Source organism: Pseudomonas sp. AC463, assembly GCF_979253585.1.
The window spans coordinates 186,403-207,456 of record NZ_CEEDDZ010000007.1 but is presented as its reverse complement, the minus strand read 5'-3'; the positions used below and the strand labels follow the sequence as shown (position 1 = coordinate 207,456).

The 21,054-nt window shown below is 60.0% G+C and carries 23 protein-coding genes and 1 pseudogene; 13 read left to right on the top strand and 11 right to left on the bottom strand.

Annotation, left to right across the window (positions count from 1 at the left end; translation table 11 throughout):
* Positions 1 to 12: 12 nt before the first annotated feature.
* Both AC0IYH_RS11270 and AC0IYH_RS11265 read right to left on the bottom strand, forming a co-directional pair.
* Complete coding sequence (locus AC0IYH_RS11270) at positions 13 to 966, bottom strand: putative 2-dehydropantoate 2-reductase (protein WP_471834355.1); 954 nt, start codon at positions 964 to 966, stop codon at positions 13 to 15.
* On the bottom strand, positions 963 to 1,349 hold the full coding sequence (locus tag AC0IYH_RS11265; protein ID WP_471834353.1) for a YbbN family protein: 387 nt from the start codon (positions 1,347 to 1,349) through the stop codon (positions 963 to 965). The genes AC0IYH_RS11270 and AC0IYH_RS11265 overlap by 4 nt, the downstream gene beginning before the upstream one ends.
* Between AC0IYH_RS11265 and AC0IYH_RS11260 the strand changes: the two genes are divergently transcribed.
* Together AC0IYH_RS11260 and AC0IYH_RS11255 are read left to right on the top strand one after the other, a co-directional pair.
* Complete coding sequence (locus tag AC0IYH_RS11260; protein ID WP_122773057.1) at positions 1,348 to 1,782, top strand: PilZ domain-containing protein; 435 nt, start codon at positions 1,348 to 1,350, stop codon at positions 1,780 to 1,782. The genes AC0IYH_RS11265 and AC0IYH_RS11260 overlap by 2 nt on opposite strands.
* 131 nt (positions 1,783 to 1,913) lie before the next feature.
* The gene (locus tag AC0IYH_RS11255) at positions 1,914 to 2,990 is read left to right on the top strand and encodes a 3-deoxy-7-phosphoheptulonate synthase (RefSeq protein WP_116629592.1); all 1,077 of its coding nucleotides are present in this window, start codon (positions 1,914 to 1,916) and stop codon (positions 2,988 to 2,990) included.
* A 56-nt stretch (positions 2,991 to 3,046) separates the two neighbouring features.
* Here the strand turns inward: AC0IYH_RS11255 and AC0IYH_RS11250 are convergent, their stop codons facing one another.
* A complete protein-coding gene (locus tag AC0IYH_RS11250; protein ID WP_003189869.1) occupies positions 3,047 to 3,328 on the bottom strand; it encodes a GNAT family N-acetyltransferase in 282 nt (93 codons plus the stop codon).
* 613 nt (positions 3,329 to 3,941) lie between these two features.
* Between AC0IYH_RS11250 and oprI the strand changes: the two genes are divergently transcribed.
* The gene (oprI, locus tag AC0IYH_RS11245; RefSeq protein WP_003172710.1) at positions 3,942 to 4,193 is read left to right on the top strand and encodes an outer membrane lipoprotei OprI; all 252 of its coding nucleotides are present in this window, start codon (positions 3,942 to 3,944) and stop codon (positions 4,191 to 4,193) included.
* 154 nt (positions 4,194 to 4,347) lie between these two features.
* Here oprI and AC0IYH_RS11240 read toward each other — a convergent pair whose 3' ends face one another.
* The 3 genes from AC0IYH_RS11240 to AC0IYH_RS11230 form a co-directional block, all read right to left on the bottom strand.
* Positions 4,348 to 5,316, bottom strand: a complete 969-nt coding sequence (locus AC0IYH_RS11240; protein WP_122773056.1) for a L,D-transpeptidase family protein — start codon at positions 5,314 to 5,316, stop codon at positions 4,348 to 4,350.
* Between the two features lie 86 nt (positions 5,317 to 5,402).
* The gene (locus AC0IYH_RS11235) at positions 5,403 to 5,696 is read right to left on the bottom strand and encodes a hypothetical protein (protein ID WP_043205006.1); all 294 of its coding nucleotides are present in this window, start codon (positions 5,694 to 5,696) and stop codon (positions 5,403 to 5,405) included.
* 58 nt (positions 5,697 to 5,754) lie between these two features.
* Positions 5,755 to 6,360: an arylesterase gene (locus tag AC0IYH_RS11230; RefSeq protein WP_122773055.1), complete on the bottom strand. Its 606-nt coding sequence runs from the start codon at positions 6,358 to 6,360 to the stop codon at positions 5,755 to 5,757.
* Positions 6,361 to 6,370: 10 nt separating this feature from the next.
* On the opposite strand from AC0IYH_RS11230, the gene AC0IYH_RS11225 reads away from it, so the two are divergent.
* Positions 6,371 to 7,054 carry an ABC transporter ATP-binding protein gene (locus tag AC0IYH_RS11225; RefSeq protein WP_003218726.1) on the top strand — a complete coding sequence of 228 codons (684 nt, stop codon included), beginning with the start codon at positions 6,371 to 6,373 and terminating at the stop codon, positions 7,052 to 7,054.
* On the top strand, positions 7,054 to 9,564 hold the full coding sequence (locus tag AC0IYH_RS11220) for an ABC transporter permease (protein ID WP_116629589.1): 2,511 nt from the start codon (positions 7,054 to 7,056) through the stop codon (positions 9,562 to 9,564). The genes AC0IYH_RS11225 and AC0IYH_RS11220 overlap by 1 nt, the downstream gene beginning before the upstream one ends.
* 45 nt (positions 9,565 to 9,609) lie before the next feature.
* Here the strand turns inward: AC0IYH_RS11220 and greB are convergent, their stop codons facing one another.
* Both greB and AC0IYH_RS11210 read right to left on the bottom strand, forming a co-directional pair.
* Entirely contained in the window at positions 9,610 to 10,083 is a 474-nt protein-coding gene (gene greB, locus AC0IYH_RS11215; protein ID WP_122773115.1) for a transcription elongation factor GreB, read from the bottom strand.
* Between the two features lie 113 nt (positions 10,084 to 10,196).
* Positions 10,197 to 11,183 (bottom strand): hypothetical protein, encoded by a 987-nt coding sequence (locus tag AC0IYH_RS11210; protein WP_471834349.1) that lies wholly within the window; start codon positions 11,181 to 11,183, stop codon positions 10,197 to 10,199.
* A 191-nt stretch (positions 11,184 to 11,374) separates the two neighbouring features.
* On the opposite strand from AC0IYH_RS11210, the gene AC0IYH_RS11205 reads away from it, so the two are divergent.
* Genes AC0IYH_RS11205 through AC0IYH_RS11195 form a run of 3 tightly spaced genes read left to right on the top strand, consistent with a single transcriptional unit; the run spans position 11,375 to position 14,784 of the window.
* On the top strand, positions 11,375 to 12,301 hold the full coding sequence (locus tag AC0IYH_RS11205) for an ABC transporter ATP-binding protein (RefSeq protein ID WP_471834348.1): 927 nt from the start codon (positions 11,375 to 11,377) through the stop codon (positions 12,299 to 12,301).
* Complete coding sequence (locus tag AC0IYH_RS11200) at positions 12,298 to 13,023, top strand: ABC transporter permease (RefSeq protein WP_471834346.1); 726 nt, start codon at positions 12,298 to 12,300, stop codon at positions 13,021 to 13,023. Before AC0IYH_RS11205 ends, AC0IYH_RS11200 begins: the two co-directional genes overlap by 4 nt.
* Before the next feature lie 15 nt (positions 13,024 to 13,038).
* Positions 13,039 to 14,784 (top strand): Gldg family protein, encoded by a 1,746-nt coding sequence (locus AC0IYH_RS11195; RefSeq protein WP_471834344.1) that lies wholly within the window; start codon positions 13,039 to 13,041, stop codon positions 14,782 to 14,784.
* Positions 14,785 to 14,788: 4 nt separating this feature from the next.
* On the opposite strand, the gene AC0IYH_RS11190 is transcribed toward AC0IYH_RS11195, so the two are convergent.
* From AC0IYH_RS11190 to AC0IYH_RS11180, 3 genes are all read right to left on the bottom strand, one after another.
* Positions 14,789 to 15,097, bottom strand: coding sequence for a class I SAM-dependent methyltransferase (locus tag AC0IYH_RS11190; protein WP_116629584.1), 309 nt, complete (start codon positions 15,095 to 15,097; stop codon positions 14,789 to 14,791).
* 250 nt (positions 15,098 to 15,347) lie between these two features.
* Positions 15,348 to 15,782 carry a DoxX family protein gene (locus AC0IYH_RS11185; RefSeq protein ID WP_116629583.1) on the bottom strand — a complete coding sequence of 145 codons (435 nt, stop codon included), beginning with the start codon at positions 15,780 to 15,782 and terminating at the stop codon, positions 15,348 to 15,350.
* Positions 15,783 to 15,885: 103 nt separating this feature from the next.
* Complete coding sequence (locus AC0IYH_RS11180) at positions 15,886 to 17,307, bottom strand: MltF family protein (protein ID WP_471834342.1); 1,422 nt, start codon at positions 17,305 to 17,307, stop codon at positions 15,886 to 15,888.
* 236 nt (positions 17,308 to 17,543) lie between these two features.
* On the opposite strand from AC0IYH_RS11180, the gene AC0IYH_RS11175 reads away from it, so the two are divergent.
* The 5 genes and pseudogenes from AC0IYH_RS11175 to AC0IYH_RS11155 form a co-directional block, all read left to right on the top strand.
* Positions 17,544 to 18,350 carry a TatD family hydrolase gene (locus AC0IYH_RS11175; RefSeq protein WP_116629581.1) on the top strand — a complete coding sequence of 269 codons (807 nt, stop codon included), beginning with the start codon at positions 17,544 to 17,546 and terminating at the stop codon, positions 18,348 to 18,350.
* Positions 18,351 to 18,446: 96 nt separating this feature from the next.
* Entirely contained in the window at positions 18,447 to 19,928 is a 1,482-nt protein-coding gene (locus AC0IYH_RS11170) for a methyl-accepting chemotaxis protein (protein ID WP_471834340.1), read from the top strand.
* A gap of 84 nt (positions 19,929 to 20,012) precedes the next feature.
* Entirely contained in the window at positions 20,013 to 20,258 is a 246-nt protein-coding gene (locus AC0IYH_RS11165) for an HNH/endonuclease VII fold putative polymorphic toxin (RefSeq protein WP_471834432.1), read from the top strand.
* A 57-nt stretch (positions 20,259 to 20,315) separates the two neighbouring features.
* Positions 20,316 to 20,681, top strand: coding sequence for an Imm50 family immunity protein (locus AC0IYH_RS11160; protein ID WP_471834430.1), 366 nt, complete (start codon positions 20,316 to 20,318; stop codon positions 20,679 to 20,681).
* A gap of 122 nt (positions 20,682 to 20,803) precedes the next feature.
* Positions 20,804 to 21,052: pseudogene (locus tag AC0IYH_RS11155) on the top strand (terminase); the annotation flags it as partial.
* Positions 21,053 to 21,054: the final 2 nt, after the last annotated feature.

The following is a 21,054-nucleotide window of genomic DNA, read 5'->3' as shown; positions in this document are numbered from 1 at the left end:
GTTATCCCCCAATCAGCGGTTGCGCCGATCAATAAAACTCAAGGCCTGATACAGCGCCTGCATGCGTGGCAATTCGCAGCCTGCCGCTTTGGCAGCGGCCAGTGGCCGGGCATAGATTGCCGCCAGTTCCAGCGGGCGTTTGTGCACATGGTCGTGGTACATGCTGGGCAGGTAGTCGTCCATGGTTTCGGTCATGGCGAACATCTGCCCGGCGTAACTAGCCGGGATTTCATGCCCGCAGGCATGAGCGCCCTGCACCACTTCGGCCATCAGCGCCTGGATCAGCTCGCGGCTGGATTCGTCCGCCATCAACGCCGTGGTGCCGCAGCCCAGTAATACGGAGAGGCCGTTGTAGGGCACGTTCCACACCAGCTTGTGCCAGCGGGCCAGGTGCACATTGGCCATGGCCTGGGACTCGATGCCGGCCTGGTGAAACAGCGCGGCGCCGGCTTCGACAATCGCCTTCTGACCCGCTTCATCATTGGCCGCCGAGCCACTGTGATAACCCAGATTGACCCGGCCCAACGCCTGATGCTCGACCACACCCGGCGCCGAGCGATGCACGCCGATGTAGCACAAGCCGCCGAGCAGGTGCAGCGACGCCGGCAGGTGTTCACGCAGGCTGTCTTCCACATCGAGGCCGTTTTGCAACAGCACCACTTTGGCGTCCGGCGCAGCGACCTGGGCGAGGGTCGGCGCCAGTTCCACATTGCCGGTGGATTTGGTGCCCACCAGCAACCAGTCGCACGGCGGCATATCGGCGGCGCGGGCGTAGGCCTGCACCGGGTGCAGGTGCAGCTTGCCATGCACCGTGCTGTTGAGCTGCAAGCCATGCTCGCTGACGGCGGCGTATTCGCTGCGCAACAGGAAGTGCACATCGAAGCCGGCACGCGCCAGCATCAGGCCGTAGAAACCGCCGATGGCGCCCGTGCCAATAATGCCGATACGCGGCGATTGTGCTGTCATGGGAGTTCCTCAGGAGTGCGGGTAAGCGCTTGATGGATCGCAGCGGTCAGGTCGGCCAGTGCAAGACGAGTCTGTATCTGCCCGAGGAATTGACCCTCGCACACCACGAACAACGCAGGCAAATGAAAGATCTGGTAACGCTCGACCGCACCGCCGTTGTGCCCGGCGTCCACCCAGCACAACCGGTCCACCGGCAAGCGCCAGCCTGGCAGTTGCTGGCGAGCCCAACGGCAACTGGAACAGCCTTCGCTTGCGAACACCACCAGCGAAATCCCTGGCAATCCCAGCAATTGCTGGTCAATATCCAGGTCGGTCAATTCCAGTTCCTTCACTATACTGCTGCCGCCGCCGTCATCTGGACGGTGCTTGGAGTCCGTGTACATGGGTCGTTTTTTACCTCACCCTGATGATGTCGCCGCACTGTTAATCCAACGCCCCTCCCCCGCCATCCCCCGTCAACGCCTGCACACTATCGGCCTGGGCGGCATCGCCTGCAATTGGCCGCGCGCCTGGCGCCAGGGTACGGCGGTTGATTTGCACATCCCTTCCCTGGGCGCCAGCGCCCGTTACCCGGGCTACGTGGCATGGTGCCGCAAGGTGGAAAACGGCTACCGCATTGGCATCGCGTTTACCGACGAGCATGCCCTGTTCGGTGCACGAATGGGTGAGCAAGCATGCCGGATGGAGCGCTACTGCCGCCAGCACGAAAACGCCGAGCCAACCCCTGCGCAACTCGAAGCCCTGGCCCGCGAGTGGGTTGCGCGCCATGCCGGCGAGTTCTCCCACGAAGCTTTTGTGCGGCCAACGCTGGATTAAACCGGGCTTTGCCCATTGTCGCGGGCCCGTGTTACGCGCTAAGGTTCCTCCCCCCTGTATTCAAAATCATGCTGTGCCCGCCGCACGGGGATGGCTGGCGGCCGGCACCCGTGACCCTGGCGAGTAACACGATGGCTGATTTACCGATCAATGACCTTAACGTCGAATCCAACGAGACGCTGATCACACCTGATCAGCTCAAGCGCGAAATCCCCCTGAGCGACGCTGCCCTGCAGACCGTCACCAAGGGCCGCGAAGTCATCCGTGACATCCTCGACGGCACCGACCACCGCCTCTTCGTCGTGATCGGGCCTTGCTCGATCCACGACCTCAAGGCTGCCCACGAATACGCCGAGCGCCTCAAGGTGCTGGCAGCAGAAGTGTCCGACACCTTGTACCTGGTGATGCGCGTCTATTTCGAAAAACCGCGCACCACCGTCGGCTGGAAAGGCTTGATCAACGACCCGTACCTGGACGACTCGTTCAAGATCCAGGACGGTTTGCACATCGGTCGCCAACTGCTGCTGGACCTGGCCGAAATGGGCCTGCCCACCGCCACCGAAGCCCTCGACCCGATCTCCCCGCAGTACCTGCAGGACCTGATCAGCTGGTCGGCCATCGGCGCGCGTACCACCGAATCCCAGACCCACCGCGAAATGGCGTCCGGCCTGTCCTCGGCCGTGGGCTTCAAGAACGGTACCGACGGCGGCCTGACGGTTGCGATCAACGCACTGCAATCGGTGTCCAGCCCGCACCGCTTCCTGGGCATCAACCAGGAAGGTGGCGTGTCCATCGTCACCACCAAGGGCAACGCCTATGGCCACGTGGTGCTGCGTGGTGGTAACGGCAAGCCCAACTATGATTCGGTCAGCGTTGCGCTGTGCGAACAGGCGCTGAACAAGGCCAGGATCAAGCCGAACATCATGGTCGACTGCAGCCACGCCAACTCCAACAAGGACCCGGCCCTGCAGCCGCTGGTGATGGAAAACGTCGCCAACCAGATCCTCGAAGGTAACCAGTCGATCATCGGTCTGATGGTCGAGAGCCACCTGAACTGGGGCTGCCAGGCGATTCCAAAAGACCTGGCCGACTTGCAGTACGGCGTGTCGATCACCGATGCCTGCATCGACTGGTCTGCCACCGAAAACACCCTGCGCAGCATGCATGCCAAGCTCAAGGACGTGTTGCCCAAACGCACACGCACCTGAATCGCGCACACAAAAACGCCGGGCTAGCCCGGCGTTTTTTATGCTCTGCTGTTTAGTCAGAGCTTGGCGGCATGGCGCTGGTGGCGCTCCATGTAGCGCTCCACATAAGAGCAGGACGGGATCACCGTGTAGCCTGCCTCTTCGGCGAACTTCAACGCTTCTTCGGTCAGTGCCGCTGCAATACCACGGCCGCGCAGTGCGTTGGGCACGAAGGTGCGATAGATATCCAGGGTCTGTTTCCCGAGGTCCATATAGGTCAGATAGGCACGATGACCGTCCACATTGGTCTCGAACTGATGACCAGCCTGGTCATGGTGGATGGACAACGCCTCGCTCATCACTACTCCTCGCGGGTCTTGAATTCTGACCCCTACCTTACCGATGTTTTTCCGGCGAAGGAACATCTACGCCACCCCGTGCCGGTTTCGACAACGAGAAAACCCTGAGCGCTTACAACCAGCACGTAGGGAATAGTAGGCACCAATCCCGCAATTGCTCAAGGCGCACTCGTCATCCCCTGCCACTGGTGGATATAGAAAGGGCCTCGATCACCCGGTGACCGAAAGCCTGAACATTGCCGGCAGTTGAACCTTGAGACGAACAGGCGCTCTTAAAGTCACCTCTACATGGGTAAAAGATGCTGTGGGCGGTAAAGTCGAGCGAGACGGAAGTGCGCGCCTGGATATATAAATTTTCATCTATTTACAAGGCCTAACGCATGCGGGCTGGCCCTTTCAGGCTGGATCCAATCTTCACAAAAATGCAAAAATCTGGACGCTTTTTATACAAACCTCCAAAAGATTAGCCAAAATAGATTCGGCACAAGAATTTTTTTTGCTTCTTGCGCTACGTCAGTTTACTTACTACAAGTAATGAGTAGTATGTACGCCGGCTATCAGCCCACTCTGGGTAAAGTAGCCATTTAATAGAAAGTCCTTGAAGGGGAACACGATGAACAACGTTCTGAAATTCTCTGCTCTGGCTCTGGCCGCAGTTCTGGCTACCGGTTGCAGCAGCGTCTCCAAAGAAACCGAAGCTCGTCTGACTGCAACTGAAGACGCAGCAGCTCGCTCCCAGGCCCGTGCAGACGAAGCCTACCGTAAAGCTGATGAAGCTCTGGCTGCTGCTCAAAAAGCACAACAGACTGCTGACGAAGCTAACGAGCGCGCTCTGCGCATGCTTGAAAAAGCTAGCCGCAAGTAATAATCCTTCGGGGTTGTTATCAAGCCGATCCATTTATGGGTCGGCTTTTTTATTGCCCGAATATAGGAGGGGGCTTGCTCCCGATGGCGGTGGTTCAGTAGCGGATGTGCTGACTGATACACCGTCATCGGGAGCAAGCCCCCTCCCACACGTTTTACTGCTGCAGGTCGATCGGCGCGCTGGAGGCTATCGGTGCTGCGCCCGGCACACCGATCTCAGTCGGCAGGCCATCTTCCGCCGCGACCACGTCGCGTACCTGATCCCAGTTCACCCGCAACTGGTTGGCCAGGTCTTCACGCTTGAGCAAGGCGTTGATCACCGCGGTGTGCTTGTCGACCACCGACGGGGTGCCATCGTCATTCAATGGCGTATGCGCTTCGAGGTAGACCTTGCCGCCGCTGCTGCCGAACTTGTAGGCGTCGTTGATGATGCGCACCGACGTGCCCACCGGCACCATGCCTGCCATCTCCAGCACGTTGTTGTTGAACATGCGGAAGCAGCCGTGACTGGTGCGCGTGCCGATGCCGAACTTCATGTTGGAACCGTGGATCAGGTAACCCGGCGTGCCCAGGGTGAACTTGAACGGGCCCAAGGGGTTGTCCGGGCCGGCCGGTACCACGTTGGGCAGCGGGTCACCGTTGGCGGCGTGCTCGGCCTTGATCGAGGCCGGCGGCGTCCAGGTCGGGTTCGGCGTCTTGGCGATGATGCTGGTATGCGCGATGGGCGAGCCCCAGCCTTCACGACCGATCCCCAGCGGGAAGGTGTAGACCACGTTCTGGCCCTTGGGGAAGTAGTAGAGCCGGTATTCCGCTAGGTTGATCACGATGCCTTCGCGCGGGCCCGGCGGCAGGATGAACCGCGTCGGCAGCACGATCTCGGTGCCCGCCCCCGGCAACCAGGCATCCACGCCCGGGTTGGCCGCGACCATCTCCGAATAGCCCAGGTCATAGGTGGTGCCCAGGTCAGCAAAGGTGTCTTCGTACTTAGCCTTGATCACCTGGACCTGGCCGACGATGTCCTCGCCCGGCGGTGGCAAGGGCAACTGCAAAGCTGACGCAGAACCGGCCGCACAAAGTGCAGCGAGAGACAGGCAGCAGGTGACGACGGAGAGGCGCGACAACATCCGGAAAATCCTTCGCAGAACGACGGGTAGGTAAAAATCGATTGTATACGTGAAGCGCGCTTCTAGCTGCAAGCTTGTAGGCGCACCTACAGCTCGAAGCGCAGCTCCGGCCAGATCGGCGGCGTGCCACGCTTCTGCGACTCAAGAATAGCCCGGCACAGCGGGCACAGGCGTTGGTCCTGGAAGATCGACCGGTCGACCAGCGACCAGCGCGGTTGCGCCGGCAACAAGGTGCCGCACAAGGTGCGATCGATAGTGCCGCCCAGTTCCAATTGACGTGTCACCAGATGCACCCGCACTTCCTGGCAGGCGAACAGATCCAGCTGCTCGTCCGGCTCGATCAGTTGGTAGTTAAACAGGGACCAGGCAGGACGCGACATCAGGGGCTCCAAATCGGGGGGGCGCCACCTTAGCCGAAAGCCTGCCGGTAGAAAAGCGTCATAGCAGCGGTTTTAGCGTCGGCCAGACATTTTCCAGCAACTTGCCCTGGGCGCCGACCGCCGGGTGCAGTTGATCGGCCTGCATCAGGTCGGGATGACCACCGACGCCGTCGAGGAAAAACGGCACCAACGGGACGCTTTTTTCCTTGGCCAACGCGCCATACACCTCGGCAAACGCAGTGGTGTAGCGCGGGCCATAATTGGGCGGCAGTTGCATGCCCAACAACAGCACCTTGGCACCGCCAGCCCTGGACTGCTCGATCATCGACGCAAGATTTTGTTTCAATTGCGCTGGCGGCTGTCCACGCAAGCCATCGTTACCGCCCAGCTCGATCACCACCACGTCCGGCTTATGCTCTGCAAGCGCCGCCGGCAGCCGCGCCAGGCCTCCGGCACTGGTGTCGCCGCTGATGGAAGCGTTAACCACTTTATCGTCGAAACCTTCCCTCTTGAGCCGTTGCTCCAGCAGCGCGACCCACCCTTTGCGGGTATCCAGGCCGAAACCGGCACTGATACTATCGCCAACGATCAGGACTGTACCCGCCGCTGCGTTCTGGGCCATGCACATCAAGGCCAGGCCAGCACTCAAAAACCACATTCGCATCGGATTCTCCATGGGCGCAAGCATTCTCACCGCGCGGAACCTTAGCAAAGTGGTTCCCAGCGCGGAAGGTGAACTGACTATCCTGCACGAACTGAGCCTGGAACTGAACAAGGGCGATAGCCTGGCTATCGTCGGGGCTTCCGGTTCCGGTAAATCCACCCTCCTGGGCCTGCTGGCCGGGCTCGACCTGCCCAGCAGCGGCGAAGTTACCCTCGCAGGCCAGGCCCTCAGCACCCTCGACGAAGACCAGCGCGCGCGCATTCGCGCCGAGCACGTGGGCTTCGTGTTCCAATCCTTCCAGTTGCTCGACAGCCTCAACGCGCTCGAAAACGTGATGCTGCCGCTGGAGCTGGACGGCCGCAAAGACGCCCGCGAACGCGCCAAACACCTGCTCGAGCGCGTCGGCCTGGGCCAGCGCCTGACCCACTCGCCGCGCCAGTTGTCCGGTGGCGAGCAGCAACGGGTTGCGATTGCCCGGGCCTTCGCCGCCGAACCGGACGTGCTGTTTGCCGATGAACCCACCGGCAACCTCGACAGCCACACCGGCGAGCGCATCAGCGACCTGCTGTTCGAACTCAATAAAGAAAGCGGCACGACCCTGGTGCTGGTCACCCACGACGAGCGCCTGGCCCACCGTTGCCGACGCCTGATCCGCCTTGAAGCCGGCCTGATGGTCGCGCCCCTGGAGCCTTGATGGCACGTTTGCCGCTGTTGCGTCTGTTCAGCCTTGCCATGCGCCAATTGCTGCGCGATGCCCGCGCCGGCGAATTGCGCGTGTTGTTCTTCGCCCTCTTGGTGGCTGTGGCCGCCAGCACTGCCATCGGTTACTTCGGTGCACGCCTCAATGGCGCCATGATGCTGCGCGCCACCGAGTTCCTGGGTGCCGACCTGGTGCTGGAAGGCAGCTCACCAGCCCGTGAGGAACAAATCCGCTCCGGCACCGAACTGGGCCTGGACCACGCCCGGGTGGTGGAATTTTCCAGCGTCATCGCCACCGATAATGGCATCCAGCTTTCCAGCATCAAGGCGGTCAACGAGCAATACCCGCTGCGTGGCCAGCTCAAGAGCGCCGCCGCGCCGTTTGGCGATGAAACCCCGGGTGGCGGCCCAAAACCGGGCGAAGCCTGGGTGGAAGCGCGCCTGCTGACGGCACTCGACCTCAAGGTCGGCGACAGCATCGACGTGGGCATGAAGACCCTGCGCCTGGCGCGTATCCTGACCTATGAGCCCGACCGCGCCGGCAACTTCTACAGCCTCACGCCCCGCGTGATGATCAACCTCGCCGACCTCGACGCCACCGGCGTGGTCCAGCCCGGCAGCCGCGTCAGTTACCGCGAACTGTGGCGTGGGCCGCAGGCCAGCACGGCGCTGCAAACCTATCGTGACCTGATCAAGCCTGGCCTCGCCGCCAACCAGCGCCTGCAGGATTCGCGTGACGGTAACCAACAGATCGGCGGCGCACTGGGCAAGGCCGAGCGTTACCTGAACATGGCCAGCCTGGTGGCGGTGCTGCTGGCCGGCGTGGCCGTGGCCTTGTCGGCGAACCGCTTTGCCACGCGACGTTTCGACGCCAGTGCACTGTTGCGTTGCCTCGGCTTGTCGCGACGCGAAGCCATGTTGCTGTTCAGCCTGCAATTGACTGTGCTGGGCCTTTTCGCAAGCTTGACTGGCGCCCTGCTCGGCTGGCTGGCGCAGTTTGGCCTGTTCTACTTCCTCCACGACCTGCTGCCGGCGGATGTACCGCCTGGCGGGCTGCTACCGGCGGTTGCCGGGATCGGCACCGGCCTGGTCGCCCTCGCCGGCTTCGCCCTGCCGCCCCTGGCCGCCCTGGGTCGTGTGCCGCCGCTGCGGGTATTGCGTCGCGACTTGCTGCCGATCCCGTCCAGCACCTGGATGGTCTACGGTGCGGCGCTGTTTGCCCTCGGCCTGATCATGTGGCGCCTGAGCCTCGACCTGGTGCTGACCTTCGCCTTGCTCGGCGGTGGCGTAGTGGCCGCGCTGGTGCTGGGTGGCCTGCTCCTGCTGCTGTTGCAAAGCCTGCGACGCCTGCTGGCCCGTGCCTCGCTGCCGTGGCGCCTGGGCTTGGGGCAACTGCTGCGCCACCCGCTGGCGGCGGCCGGCCAATCCCTGGCGTTCGGCCTGATCCTGCTGTCCATGGGCTTGATCGCCCTGCTACGCGGCGAGCTGCTCGACACCTGGCAGAACCAGTTGCCCAAGGACGCGCCCAACTATTTCGCGCTGAATATCCTGCCGGCCGACAAAGACGCCTTCGGTGCGCGCCTGCTGGAACTGCAGGCACAGTCTGCGCCGTTGTACCCGGTAGTGCCGGGCCGCCTGATCAGCATCAACGGCGAGCCGGTGCAGGAAATTGTCAGCAAGGATTCCAGTGGCGACCGCGCGGTACAGCGTGACTTGAGCCTGACCTGGGCCGCCGACCTGCCGCCGGGCAATGCCCTGACCGCAGGCACGTGGTGGTCGCAGCAACCGGGCGATGAGATTCCCGGCGTCTCGGTCGAGGCCAAGGTCGCCGAAAGCCTCAAGCTCAAACTCAACGACCACCTGGTCTTTACTGTGGGTGGGGAAAATCGTGAAGCGCGGGTCACCAGCCTGCGGACGATCAACTGGGATAACTTCCAGCCCAACTTCTTCATGATTTTCCAACCGGGCACCTTGAAGGACCTGCCTGCCACCTACCTGACCAGCTTCTACCTGGCACCCGGTCACGACCAGCAAATCGTCGATCTGTCGCGGGCCTTCCCGGCGGTGACCATCCTGCAGGTCGAAGCGCTGCTGGAGCAGTTGCGCAGCATCCTCGCCCAAGTGACCCTGGCGGTGGAGTACGTGCTGCTGTTCGTGCTGGCAGCCGGGATGGCGGTGCTGTTCTCCGGCCTGCAAGCCACCCTCGATGAGCGTATCCGCCAAGGCGCGCTGCTGCGTGCCCTGGGCGCCGAGCGCAAGCTGCTGGTCAAGGCCCGGCGCATCGAGTTCGGCTTGCTGGGTGCGGTCAGCGGGTTGCTGGCGGCGCTGGGAACGGAGCTGGTGACCTGGGGCTTGTACCGTTATGCGTTTGACCTGGCCTGGCAACCTCACCCCTGGCTGTTGCTGCTGCCGGTGATAGGTGCCGTACTGATCGGTGGCGCTGGGGTATTCGGTACGCGCCGCGCATTGAATGCCAGCCCGCTGACCGTCTTGCGCGAAGGCTGAAACCTTGATGGCCCGCGCCCTTTCCAGGGTGCGGGCCAATGCCGGCTACTTCACGTATTCGATAGCGGTAATCCACCAGCACACTTCGCCGCCAGGCGTCTGCACCATGGCCTCATCGTCGACTTCCTTGCGCAACAGCGCGCGGGCCATCGGTGAGTCGATGGAGATATAGTCCATGCGCTCATAAATCTCGTCATAACCGACGATGCGAAAACGCTTGGTCTCGCCCTGCTCGTTTTCGATATCGACCCACGCCCCGAAAAACACCTTGCCCTCCTGCTCGGGCATGTACTCGACCACACGCATGTCTTCCAGACGCTTACGCAGGTAGCGCACCCGGCGATCGATCTCGCGCAGCAGCTTCTTGTTGTACTGGTAGTCGGCGTTCTCACTGCGATCCCCCAACGAAGCAGCCCATGTCACCTTGCGCGTGGTGTCGGGGCGCTTTTCTCGCCAGAGGTAATCCAGCTCTTTCTTCAGCGCTTCATGACCTTCTTTGGTAATCAGCTTGGTACTCAAACGCACGCATCCCCGGGCAATGTCCATAGGTGCCGACAGGCCAGGGCATCATTCCCCGGCTTCGGCTGGCTGGCGTTGATGATAAATGAACCGGGGAAAGTAGCCAGGCCAGTCTAGCCATCCAACGCCTGATCCAGCTCCAGCAACGTACCTCGCAAGCTCTGGCGCAAGACCGACACCTGCGACGTCATCACCTTCAGCGCATCGGTCCTCTGGCTGACGGCCAACGACTGCTCCTGCAACTGGGTGATGCGCTGCTCGAGTTCATGGGTTTTCTCATCCAATTGGCTTTGCTGTTGCTGCAACTGGGCTTGCCATTGTTCAAGCCTGCCCTCCCGCTCGATGGCAGCCAGTTTTTGCTGGGTCAGCTCCTGGGCGACGCGCGCGAGGTTGGTCAGCGTACTGTCCACTTCGAACAAGCTGCTGTCGTCCACCGGCGCCGCCAACATCGGCTGCGCAAACTTCTCTTGCTCACGCGGGGCAACGGGTGCGGCCACCACCCTGCTTACCGGCGTCTCGAGCGGCACCTGCTGCAGTTCTTCGACAGCCTGTTCAGGCGCAGGCCGCCGGGCAGGTTCGGATGGGCTCGACACCTTCGCAACCGAGTTCATCTGCGATGAAAAGCGAATGGACGGCACGATCAATGAAGCACTTTCGATTGCCGGCAGCGCCGGAGCGGCCATACCCAAGGTGATCACCTTCATCACCAGCGCCTTTTTGATGATCATCGAATGGTGATCATCGGGTTTGGCGGGCGGCAGCTTGCAGCCTTTCAAATCGACAAAATGATAAGGCACCTGGGTTTCGACGACGCCGCCCGGCTTGGCGCCCGACGCAGCCAGCGTCAGGATTTGCTTGAAAACATGCATTGCCACCTGCAGGTCGTCTTTTGTTTCAACACCGTCCAGAAAATACCGTTCGGCTTTTTTGCGCAACGCCGCGATATAGACCCTGGCACTGCCCGGCTCCACTTCTTCATCCAGACTATAAACAAGAAAATTCGAGGCAATCTGACCTACAGCAAACCCACAGAGCAGTGCACCGTTGACCGGAGCATCCTCACCGTTGCGTTCAAGAACAAGGGTACGTAGCAGCATCATCGTAATCAGGCCTCGATACTAAGGGCGACAATTAAAGGGTTAAAAACACACCACGATTGTTCCAGTGACCCGCCTAACAAGCACGTAGGACTCTTCTTATAAGTGCGAAGCAGCGTTCCCAAACCCCCCTATTGTCCGTACCCTTTTTCGGTCCCTCCCCCACTGTGAACCCAAACTTGTCCGGTAATAAAATGATCGAAATAAGTAATTTGACAAAACACCAGGACAAGAAAAATATAATTAACAGCTTTTCATTCAGTGCCACTCAAAAAGAATGCCTGGGATTATTTGGTGAGGACCCCACCGTTAAGACAGCACTTCTGAATATGATATCGGGCGCTGTGCAGCCTTCCAGCGGCCATATAACTATCCAGGGCTTCGACACACAAACCCAAACATTCAAAGCCAAAAAGTTCATCGGGTACCAACTTGACCTGGACTTCGATCACCCCACGATGTCGGTTAAAGAGTTTCTTAATTTCATCGCGGCCCTGCGTGGGTTCAACGGCAGCGAAAAGCGTGTACGCGTTGAAGAGGCTGCCACGCGCCTGGAGTTGTGGCCGATACTCAGCGCTCCACTCAATGCCCTCTCCATTGGGTCCAAGCGCAAAGTCGCGGTTGCCCAAGCCATCCTCCATGGGCCCGCCCTGTTGTTACTGGATGAACCGACTGAAGGACTCGCGCCTGATCAGAAACACCGATTCAGGGCGCTCATCCAGTCCCTGACCCAGGAAATGACGATCATCATCGCGTCCCGCCACTGCGATGAATTATCCGAACTCTGTACTCGCGCATTGATCATCGCCGACGGTCGCCTGGTGGCTGATACCCCATTGCCCGAGCTACAACGCGAATCTCGTCATTTCCAGGCGGTCACCCTCACGGCAGAAACGCCCCTGGACCTCTTGGCCCTGGCGGTGCTGCCCGGTGTGGCCGGCATCGAAGAACACCGGCATGCGCCCGGCACAGTGACCGTCCTGGCCATGCCGGGGCACGCCATCTACCCGCACATCAACACGCTCATTGCCAATCGTCGCTGGAAAATCAACTCACTGAGTCTGGAGCCAGGTCGCCTGAACGACGTGGTTCATCATCTGAGCCGAGAGGCGTCCTCTTGAAACTGCTACCCGTCATATTCAAGCGCCAACTCGTCAGCTACGCCTGCGCGCCGGACACTTACCTGAGTATTGCGATTTTTTTAGCCCTGTCCGTCACAGTGGGGATGTACATCACCCCGTGGCTGGAACAAGACAGCGGCGACCTACAGGCCTTTTTCCAGTTTCATCCCTGGTTCTATTTGCTGTTTATACCGGTACTGGCAACCCGGCTCTGGTCGGATGAATCCAATACAGGCTTCCTCAACCTGATGAAAACATTCCCCATCACCCCGGTTGAATGGGTGGTCGGCAAATTTCTGGCCGCCTGGTTCGTGATCGGTATCAGCCTGATGCTGATCTCCCCCCTGGTCATCATTGCCAACTACCTGGGCAGCGCAGACAACGGCGTCATTGCCTCGCAATTCATTGCAAGCTGGCTGTTGGCGGGGAGTTACTTGTCCGCCAGTTGTTTTATTTTCACCCTGATACGTCAGCGTACGGTTATCGCCATTCTGACGATTGGCTTGCTGCTGATCGCCAGCGGGCTTTCATCACTATTGGACGCACTTGAACATCAACAACCCATCTGGCTGATCGACAGCCTGGCGACCCTCAGCCCTTTTTCAAGATTCAGCACTATTGACGATGGCAAGTTCACACTTCGCGACATGCTGTATTTCATCAGCATGATCCTGGCGTTTCTCGCTGCAACGACCGTCACACTCAACTATAAACACAGTTGAGAAGGGAAACCCTCTATGCGATCCGTTCTGCGCGCAGGTATGACCCTGACCGTCATACTGTTACTTTTTCTGGCGTTCAACCTGGTCTGGATAACTAAACTCCCGGATATCCGCTGGGATTATTCACAACAAAAAACCCACACACTGTCTGCCCCTGTTCGACACTTGCTGACGTCACTGGAAAGCCCAGTGGACTTGTATTATTTCAATGCGAGCAGCGATCCGAAAAAAAGCTACGCCCTGAAAAGGTACGGCACGCGTATTGAGGACTTGCTCAAGGAGTACGAAAAAGCCGCTAAAGGCATGATCAATCTGCACCTTATCGAGCCTGCTCCTTTTTCAGAAGACGCCTACAAGGCAGGGTTATTTGGGCTGGATGATGAAGTCGGCTTTCTAGGCCTTATCGGCACCCGTGCCGGCCACGGTGCACAACGCATTGAATCATTCAGCGTGGAGCGCGAACCGCTGCTCGAGTATGAAATCAGCCACCTGATCTATAAGTTGCAGCACCCGGAACGCCCCCTTGTCGGGCTGTTGTCAGGGTTGGCGATCGGGGAATCCGCAGGCCGGTTGGTGAAGGAATTGCAGCAGCACTTCAACCTGGTCAACCTGGATTCCAGCACCGAACGCATCCCGGAACACCTGCAAACGCTGATGGTCGTGCACCCACGCGCATTGCCCGAGCCGACCCTGTACGGGATTGAACAATTCGTGTTGAAGGGCGGTAAATTGATGATGTTCATCGACCCGCTCAGCGAGCAACGCGCCAACACCACGCCCACCCACTCCCAACTCGACGGACTGCTGGCTGCCTGGGGCATCCAGATGCCGGCGAACAAATGGCTGGTCGACAACCTCTACTCATCGTGGGCGACGTCGGACGCCGGTACTACGGCGGCACAGCATCCGGCCAGATTGGACCTGCCCCGGCAGGCGATGAACACACACGATGTCAGCACCTGGAAATTGAAACAGGTAACGGTGTCGAGCAGTGGCGCCCTCTCACGACTCAATAAAAGTCGCACAAGCTTCATCCCGCTCCTGCAGAGCTCCGAGCAATCCAGGCTGTTGGATACCGAGCAATTTGCTGGCGCCAACCCGCTCGCCCCAGCGGATGACAACACGCCCCTTCAAGGAAAGCGCCACGTGATCGCCGCCCGTATCGAGGGGCCGGGGTATTCCGCATTCCCTGACGGCATCAAGGGCCAGCCGCCCGGTCTACAGAAGGCTGCGCAGATCCATGTCGTGGTGGTTGCCGATACGGACGTGCTCTCGGATAACATCAGCGGCTCGGCGCCTGACGGCAACGCGTTATTCGTTTTGAATACCCTGGATAACCTGGCCGTTCCCGATGCACTCGCCAGCATCCGCCCGCATGCGATGCAGGAAAGAGCCCCCACCCTGCTGGAGACGCTGCGCGGGGCTGCCGAGCAAGCCTACCGCGCGAAGGCCAGCGAACTGGAGCGGCGCCTGCAACGCACCGAACAGGAATGGGAACAATTGAGCCCGCAAAAAACCACACTCGGCAGCCAGGCCGTGGACCCCACTACCCAGCTGCAAGCACTCAACAAGGAGCGCCTGCGCTTGCCCATGGAACTGCATGCCTTGCAGGTCGACGCTTACGCACAGGTAAACCGCCTTGAGCTGGCAATAAAGCTGGTGGTGACCTTCACGATCCCGCTTACTTTATGCCTGATGGCCTGGATAGTGTTCCTGGGGAATCGCCGGCGGCGTCTGCACGCGCGCAGCGTATTTCACTAAACGCTCAACGCCTTGCAATCAGCCCTTGCCTGGCAATGCGGGTCAGTTGGTGGATCACTTCAGCCGCGTTGCCGGCGCTGGGGGCCTGGATCACCGCCAGATCGAAACTGTTGCTGGCAAAACGCGCAAGGGAATCGCCGTCTTCGACAAACTGGATCAGGAACGCCGAGGGTCGGCCGGTACGACGCGGCCAGCCATCCAGATAACGCAACAACGTCGGCTGGTGCTTGCCGCCCAGGAGAATTTTCGGATTGCGTTGAGTGAGGTCCGCGGTAATCGGGGCCAGGCGTATCAGGGGGCGTAGTGCATTCATCGTGTCGTGTCTCTGCCTCAAAAGTCTGCGGGCAGGTGAGAGGCAACACCGAACCAGCGCTTTAGCGGAATTTCGAAGCATGGAACAGGCTTCTGTCGGGACCGATAACGATCACCCATGGCGCCCCGCAATTAGCTGTTTAAATCGGCGCATGAGCGGCATCCTAGAGAAGCCGGTGGGGCGGTGTCAAGAATCGCGAGCAACGAAAAGGCCCGCACAGGGCGGGCCGATTCAGGCTTTTGCAGAAGACTCAGCGGGCGATGGCACGGTCCGCAGACAGTTTGCCGGCGCCTTCCAGCAGTACCGCCAGCGAGCCGCCCAGCAAGGCCAGCGCGAATTCATAACCGTTGTTGGCCATGAACAGCCCGTTATGGATATGCACCGAGAAGATCGCCACCAGCGACAGGATGGTCAGGCCCAATGCCGCAGGGCGAGCCAGCAAACCGATGATCAAGGCCAGGCCGGCGAAGAACTCGGTACCGCCCGACAGCAATGCCATCAGGGTACCCGGCGCCAGGCCGATGCTTTCCATCCACTGGGCAGTGCCCGCCAAGCCGTAGCCACCGAACCAGCCAAACAGTTTTTGCGAACCATGGGCGGCGAAGATGATGCCGACAACGATGCGCAGAATGGTCAGGCCGTAACCGGCGCGGGTGGTCAGAATGCTTTTGATCAGTGGGCTCATGGTGGTAATCCTTTTTGAAGTAGGGGTTGGTTGGCCGCTATATTAATCAGTTTAAACAATGATAAAAGCCGAAAAAATGCCTGATTAATATCGATAAACTCGATTACTTCCGTGAGGCGACTTTCGGCGCTGGCGGCTCCAGGGATTCACGCTCCCGATCGAACGCCAGGTAGTACTTGTTCACGCTATTAACATAGCTGACGCCGCCCATCCCCACCTGCTCCATGGCAATGCGTTCAACCTGGAAGAACCACTGATTGGGGTTGAGGCCCCGCCGCTTGGCTTCGGTGCGCATGCCCTGCACCCGTTCCGGCCCCATGTTGTACGCCGCCAGCACAAAGGCCATGCGCTCGCGCTCGTTAAGCTTTGGGCTGGAGAAAAACTTGCGGCGAATCATCGACAAATACCGCGCGCCCGCCTGCACATTGCTGTCGAGGGTCTCGATATTGCTGACCCCCACCCGCTGCGCCGCCGAAGGCGTGATTTGCATCAGCCCGGTGGGCCCACCGCTGTTACGCGCGCCGGGGTCCAGCGCCGACTCCTTGAAGGCCAGTGCGGCCAGGTTCAGCCAATCCATGCCCTGCTCGCGCGCGTGCTTTTGCAGGACCGGGCGCAGTTTTTCCAGGCGCTGGCGGTCGACCCGGGCCAATGGGTTACGCACTTGATAAAGGCGACGGTAGATACGCTGGAACGCCACATCCTGGTCGGAGGGGGTTCGATAGGTCTTGAGGAATCGATCGATGCTGGCCCGCAGCATCGAAGCGTCCTGGCGCACAAACCAGTATTCGTCGCCGGGTTCGCTGATGACCACCTGCTTGTCAAAGCGCAATTTGGGCAGGATCTTCGACCAGCGCTCGGCAATCGGCTTCTCGACAATCGTCAGGTGGAAAATACCTGCCTGGACCATCTCCAGCACATCCTCCACGGCCAGGGTCGGGTCCACCCACTCCACCTTGATCGGCGGCTGCTTGTGCAAGGCCAGCTTCTGGTTGACCTGGCTGATCGCATCCGCCGCCGCGCTGCCGGTGGTCAGCGCCAGGGTACGCCCCGACAGCTGCTCCAGCTTGGTAAAGCGCCGCTCGCCCTTCACCCCCACCAGCCACAACGGCACATCGCTGGCAATCGGGTCGCTGGTGCTGATCTTGTGTGCGGCCTTCACATCGAGTAATTCCCCGGGGGCCACCAGGTCGCCTTCACCCCGGGCCAGGGCGCCGAGCAACTGGTCCTTGGCTTTGGGAATGATCTTGAGGTTGATTTCCTGGCCATCACGGGCATGACCATTGAGGTACTGCTCGAAGGCGCGCAGGCGATGGTATTCGACGCCAATGGCCTGGCCCTGCACTTCGCCGGAACTGTTGCGGCTCTGGTTGACCAATACGCGCAGGGTGCGACTGGAGCGGATTTCCGCCAGGTCGCGGACCTTGCCGGGCTTGGTCACTTCCAGCGGCCCGTCCAGACGCGCAACCGCCGCCATGGGCAGCAGTAACGTCAGGCACAACATAAGCAACGCCGAGGGTCGGATCATCCGCTCTCCGGAAAGAATACTGGCCAGCAGCCTCGCGAAAAACGAGGCGTTGGGCGTCAGAAACAGAGCGCTTTAAGCGCAGGCTTTGCGCGCAACGGTGGCACAGGGCAAGGCGTTCGGCCAACCACAATGTCACTTGCGACGTTCAAAGACAGCTATAACTCATTGTAGTTCTTAGATTTTCTTATAAATCTACAGCTCTGATATGCTTTCCGGCCGCAGGCGGAGGTAGCACCATGCAACTCATTGATATCGGCGTCAACCTGACCAACCCCAGTTTCGACGACAAGCACCAGGCCGTACTCGACCGAGCCTACGCCGCCGGCGTGCAGCAATTGGTGCTCACCGGCACCAGTGTCGACGGCAGCGAACAGGCCCTGGAGCTCTGCGTAAAACTCGACGAAAGCGGGCAACGCCTGTTCAGCACCGCCGGTATCCACCCCCACTCCGCGAGCGACTGGAACGGCGACAGCGCCCAGCGTTTGCGCGGCCTGCTCGGCGAAAGCCGTGTGCGCGCCGTGGGCGAATGCGGGCTGGATTTCAACCGGGATTTTTCCCCGCGCCCGCAACAGGAAAAAGTCCTCGAAGAACACCTGGCCCTGGCCGTCGAGCTGAAACTGCCGGTGTTCCTGCATGAGCGCGACGCCAACCAGCGCCTGCTGGAGATCCTCAAGGACTACCGCGACCACCTCAGCGCCGCCGTGGTGCACTGCTTTACCGGCGAACAGCAGGCGTTGTTCAGCTATCTCGACCTCGACCTGCACATCGGCATCACCGGCTGGATCTGTGACGAACGCCGTGGGACACACCTGCACCCGCTGGTCAGGGAAATTCCCCGCGGCCGTCTGATGCTGGAAAGCGACGCGCCGTACCTGCTACCACGCACCCTGCGACCCAAACCGAAAAATGGTCGCAACGAACCAGCCTACTTGCCGGAGGTGCTGCGCGAAGTCGCCCTGCACCGCAACGAAAGCCTGGAAGACCTGGCCGAACACAGCACCGCCTGCTCTCGCGCATTTTTTGGGTTACCGGCCGTGGATTGATGCGGCGCATTGACCCATGTCAAAACCGGTTTGCTGAGTAGCGGCACAATAATGGCACCTTGCCAATGCTGTTTCCGCTATCAGAGAAAACCTTCCATGGGTGCCTGGCTTAGCAATATCTCGCTGAAGTACAAATTCTGGGCCGTCAACGCGGTCGCTTTCATCACCACCCTGCTGCTGGTGCTGTACGCCGTGCAGCTCGAACAACAGGCGCGCAGCGATGCGTCCCAGGCCTCGGCGCAGGCCCAGGGGCGATTGCTCAATGCCTGGCCGGCCGAAAAACCGCTGCCCAAGGGTGAGCAATGGCTGACGTTCGCGCGTGGCCAAGTCCCACAACTGGCCGACCTGGACCTGACAGCCCTGAGCCGCGCCACCGGCTGGGTCGAACTCAACCACATGCCGCTGTTGGGCGAAAACCCGTTGATGGGCGCTGAAGTCATCGCCCGCCCGGATGGGCAGTACGTCGCCGTACTCGCCTACGCGCCAAGCCTGAGCCAGGTATTCGGCGAGCGCTTCGCCAACTATGCCGTGGCCGTGGCGATCCTGATGCTGGCGATGCTCGGCGCGTCGCAGCTGTTGATCCGCTTCCTGCTCAGCCAACTCAACACCCTCAAGGACGTGATGCTGCACGTCGAGAAAACCGGCGATCTGTCAGCCCGCGTGCCCTTGGCCTGTAAGGATGAAGTCGGCCAGATGGCCAGCGCTTTCAACGCCATGCAGGCCGGCTACCAACGGGTGGTCAGCACCGTGGCGCGCACCGCCCGGCAACTCGACGAAGGTGCCGCGCGCCTGGCCAGCAGCATGAACGAGGTGCAGCACGGCATGCTCGGCCAGCAAAGCGAAACCGACCAGGCCGCCACCGCGATCAATGAAATGACGGCTACCGTCTACCATATCGCCCAACATGCCGGCGCCACGCGCGACCTGTCCCAGACCGCCGACACCCTCGCCGGCAGCGGCCAGGAGGTGGTCACCCGCGTACAACGCTCGATTGCCGGGCTGTCCACCGGCGTGCAACAGACCGCCGAAATGATCCAGAAACTGGCCGAGGACAGCCAGAAAATCAACGGCGTGGTCAGCGTGATCCACAGCATCGCCGAACAGACCAACCTGCTCGCCCTGAACGCCGCCATCGAAGCCGCGCGCGCCGGGGAAATGGGCCGTGGGTTTGCCGTGGTCGCCGATGAAGTGCGCAACCTCGCCAAACGCGTACAAAGCTCCACCGACGAAATCACCCGCATGGTCTCGGACCTGCAGGCCGGCACTCGCGACGCCGTGGACTTTATGCAGGAAAGCTCGTTCAAGGCCGATGACTGTGTGCAACAAGCCCAGGAAGCCGGCGCCGCCCTCGCTGAAATCACCGGCGCCGTGGCACAGATGCGCGAGAGCAACACCCAGATCGCCGTCGCCGCCGAACAGCAAAGCCACGTGGCCGAAGAGATGAACCGCGCGGTGGTGAGCATTCGCGATGTGACCGAGAACACCGTGCAGCAGACGGTGGATTCGGCGACTACCAGCAATGAGCTGGCGACCTTGGCGGGGGAATTGAGCAAGGCGATTGGGCAACTGAAGTTGTAGGTGGATTCAACGTGTAATCCGCCACCTACAACTGTCTCTCCGTTTGCTCAAAGTGTTTGCGAAACGTCCTAGCCCTGCTGTCGAATAACACCTACTTCTTTTCCCTACCAACCCCCCAAAGTCTCTCGTCTGACCAACCAGCGCGAGGGACCGCCGATGCACTTCTCCGTTAATGTATTAACCCAAGACCATTCCGCCGGGCATAAATTTGGGGCTCGAAACGGAGAAGGTGATCAAGGCGCGCACTTTAATCTACGCCCAATTGACACACCGCGAACCGGCAGTATTCCGGGGACAAAAGATCATTACTTATTCAAGGCTAAAAAATGAAGTACTGGAACGAACTCGACGGATCCGTATTTTTTCAACAAAGTATTCAGCCGGGCAATTGAAATAAAAAAGGCTTATATCCACTCATTAAATATAGAAAACGATCAATACTCTTTCGGCATTGGCTTTGACATACCAGAGTTTCCTGATCGTTTACCCGAAAAATGGAAAGACCAAGGGTACAACACATGTAGGATAGGACTGAGCTGTTCAGAAATGAGTGACTTAAAAATAGCGAACCTTCCTAGCCGAGAGGTTTTTATTGTGACAATAAAGCAAGAAAATGGCATTTTCACCTTCACCGCAAAATCAAAGAGCGCCTCTGTCGAATTTAGAGCGACGTGGTTGTCTCTCGCTGGGCCCTCGGTATATATGAATTGCCCTGAGCCTGGAGACTACACTTGGTCGGACATTGATTTATAAAAATAAGGGTGCGATTTCGGCCCCGTAACTATGAACCCCATAGCCAACCCCAATTCGCCCCTTCCACCCGCCCCCACCTAAACTCTGCCCATATCGTTTCAACGGACAGAGGATTCACCATCATGGGCAAACGTCATCCCAATCTCCCCGCCTGGCAATGGCGCAATCAACCACAAAACCACCGGAACCCGACTAATGCAGGGCTGCAATTGATTGCCGTGCCGCTGTTGATCATCGGGTTTCTGCTGATGGCGTCCGGTGTGTTCAGCGTGAGCCTGGCAAGTTTCGCCGTCGGTGTGATTGGTGTGCTGGCAGGCGTGGCGCTGCAACGCCACGGCCATAAGCTGGAAGCTCAAGCCAGCAAGCGTTTCTG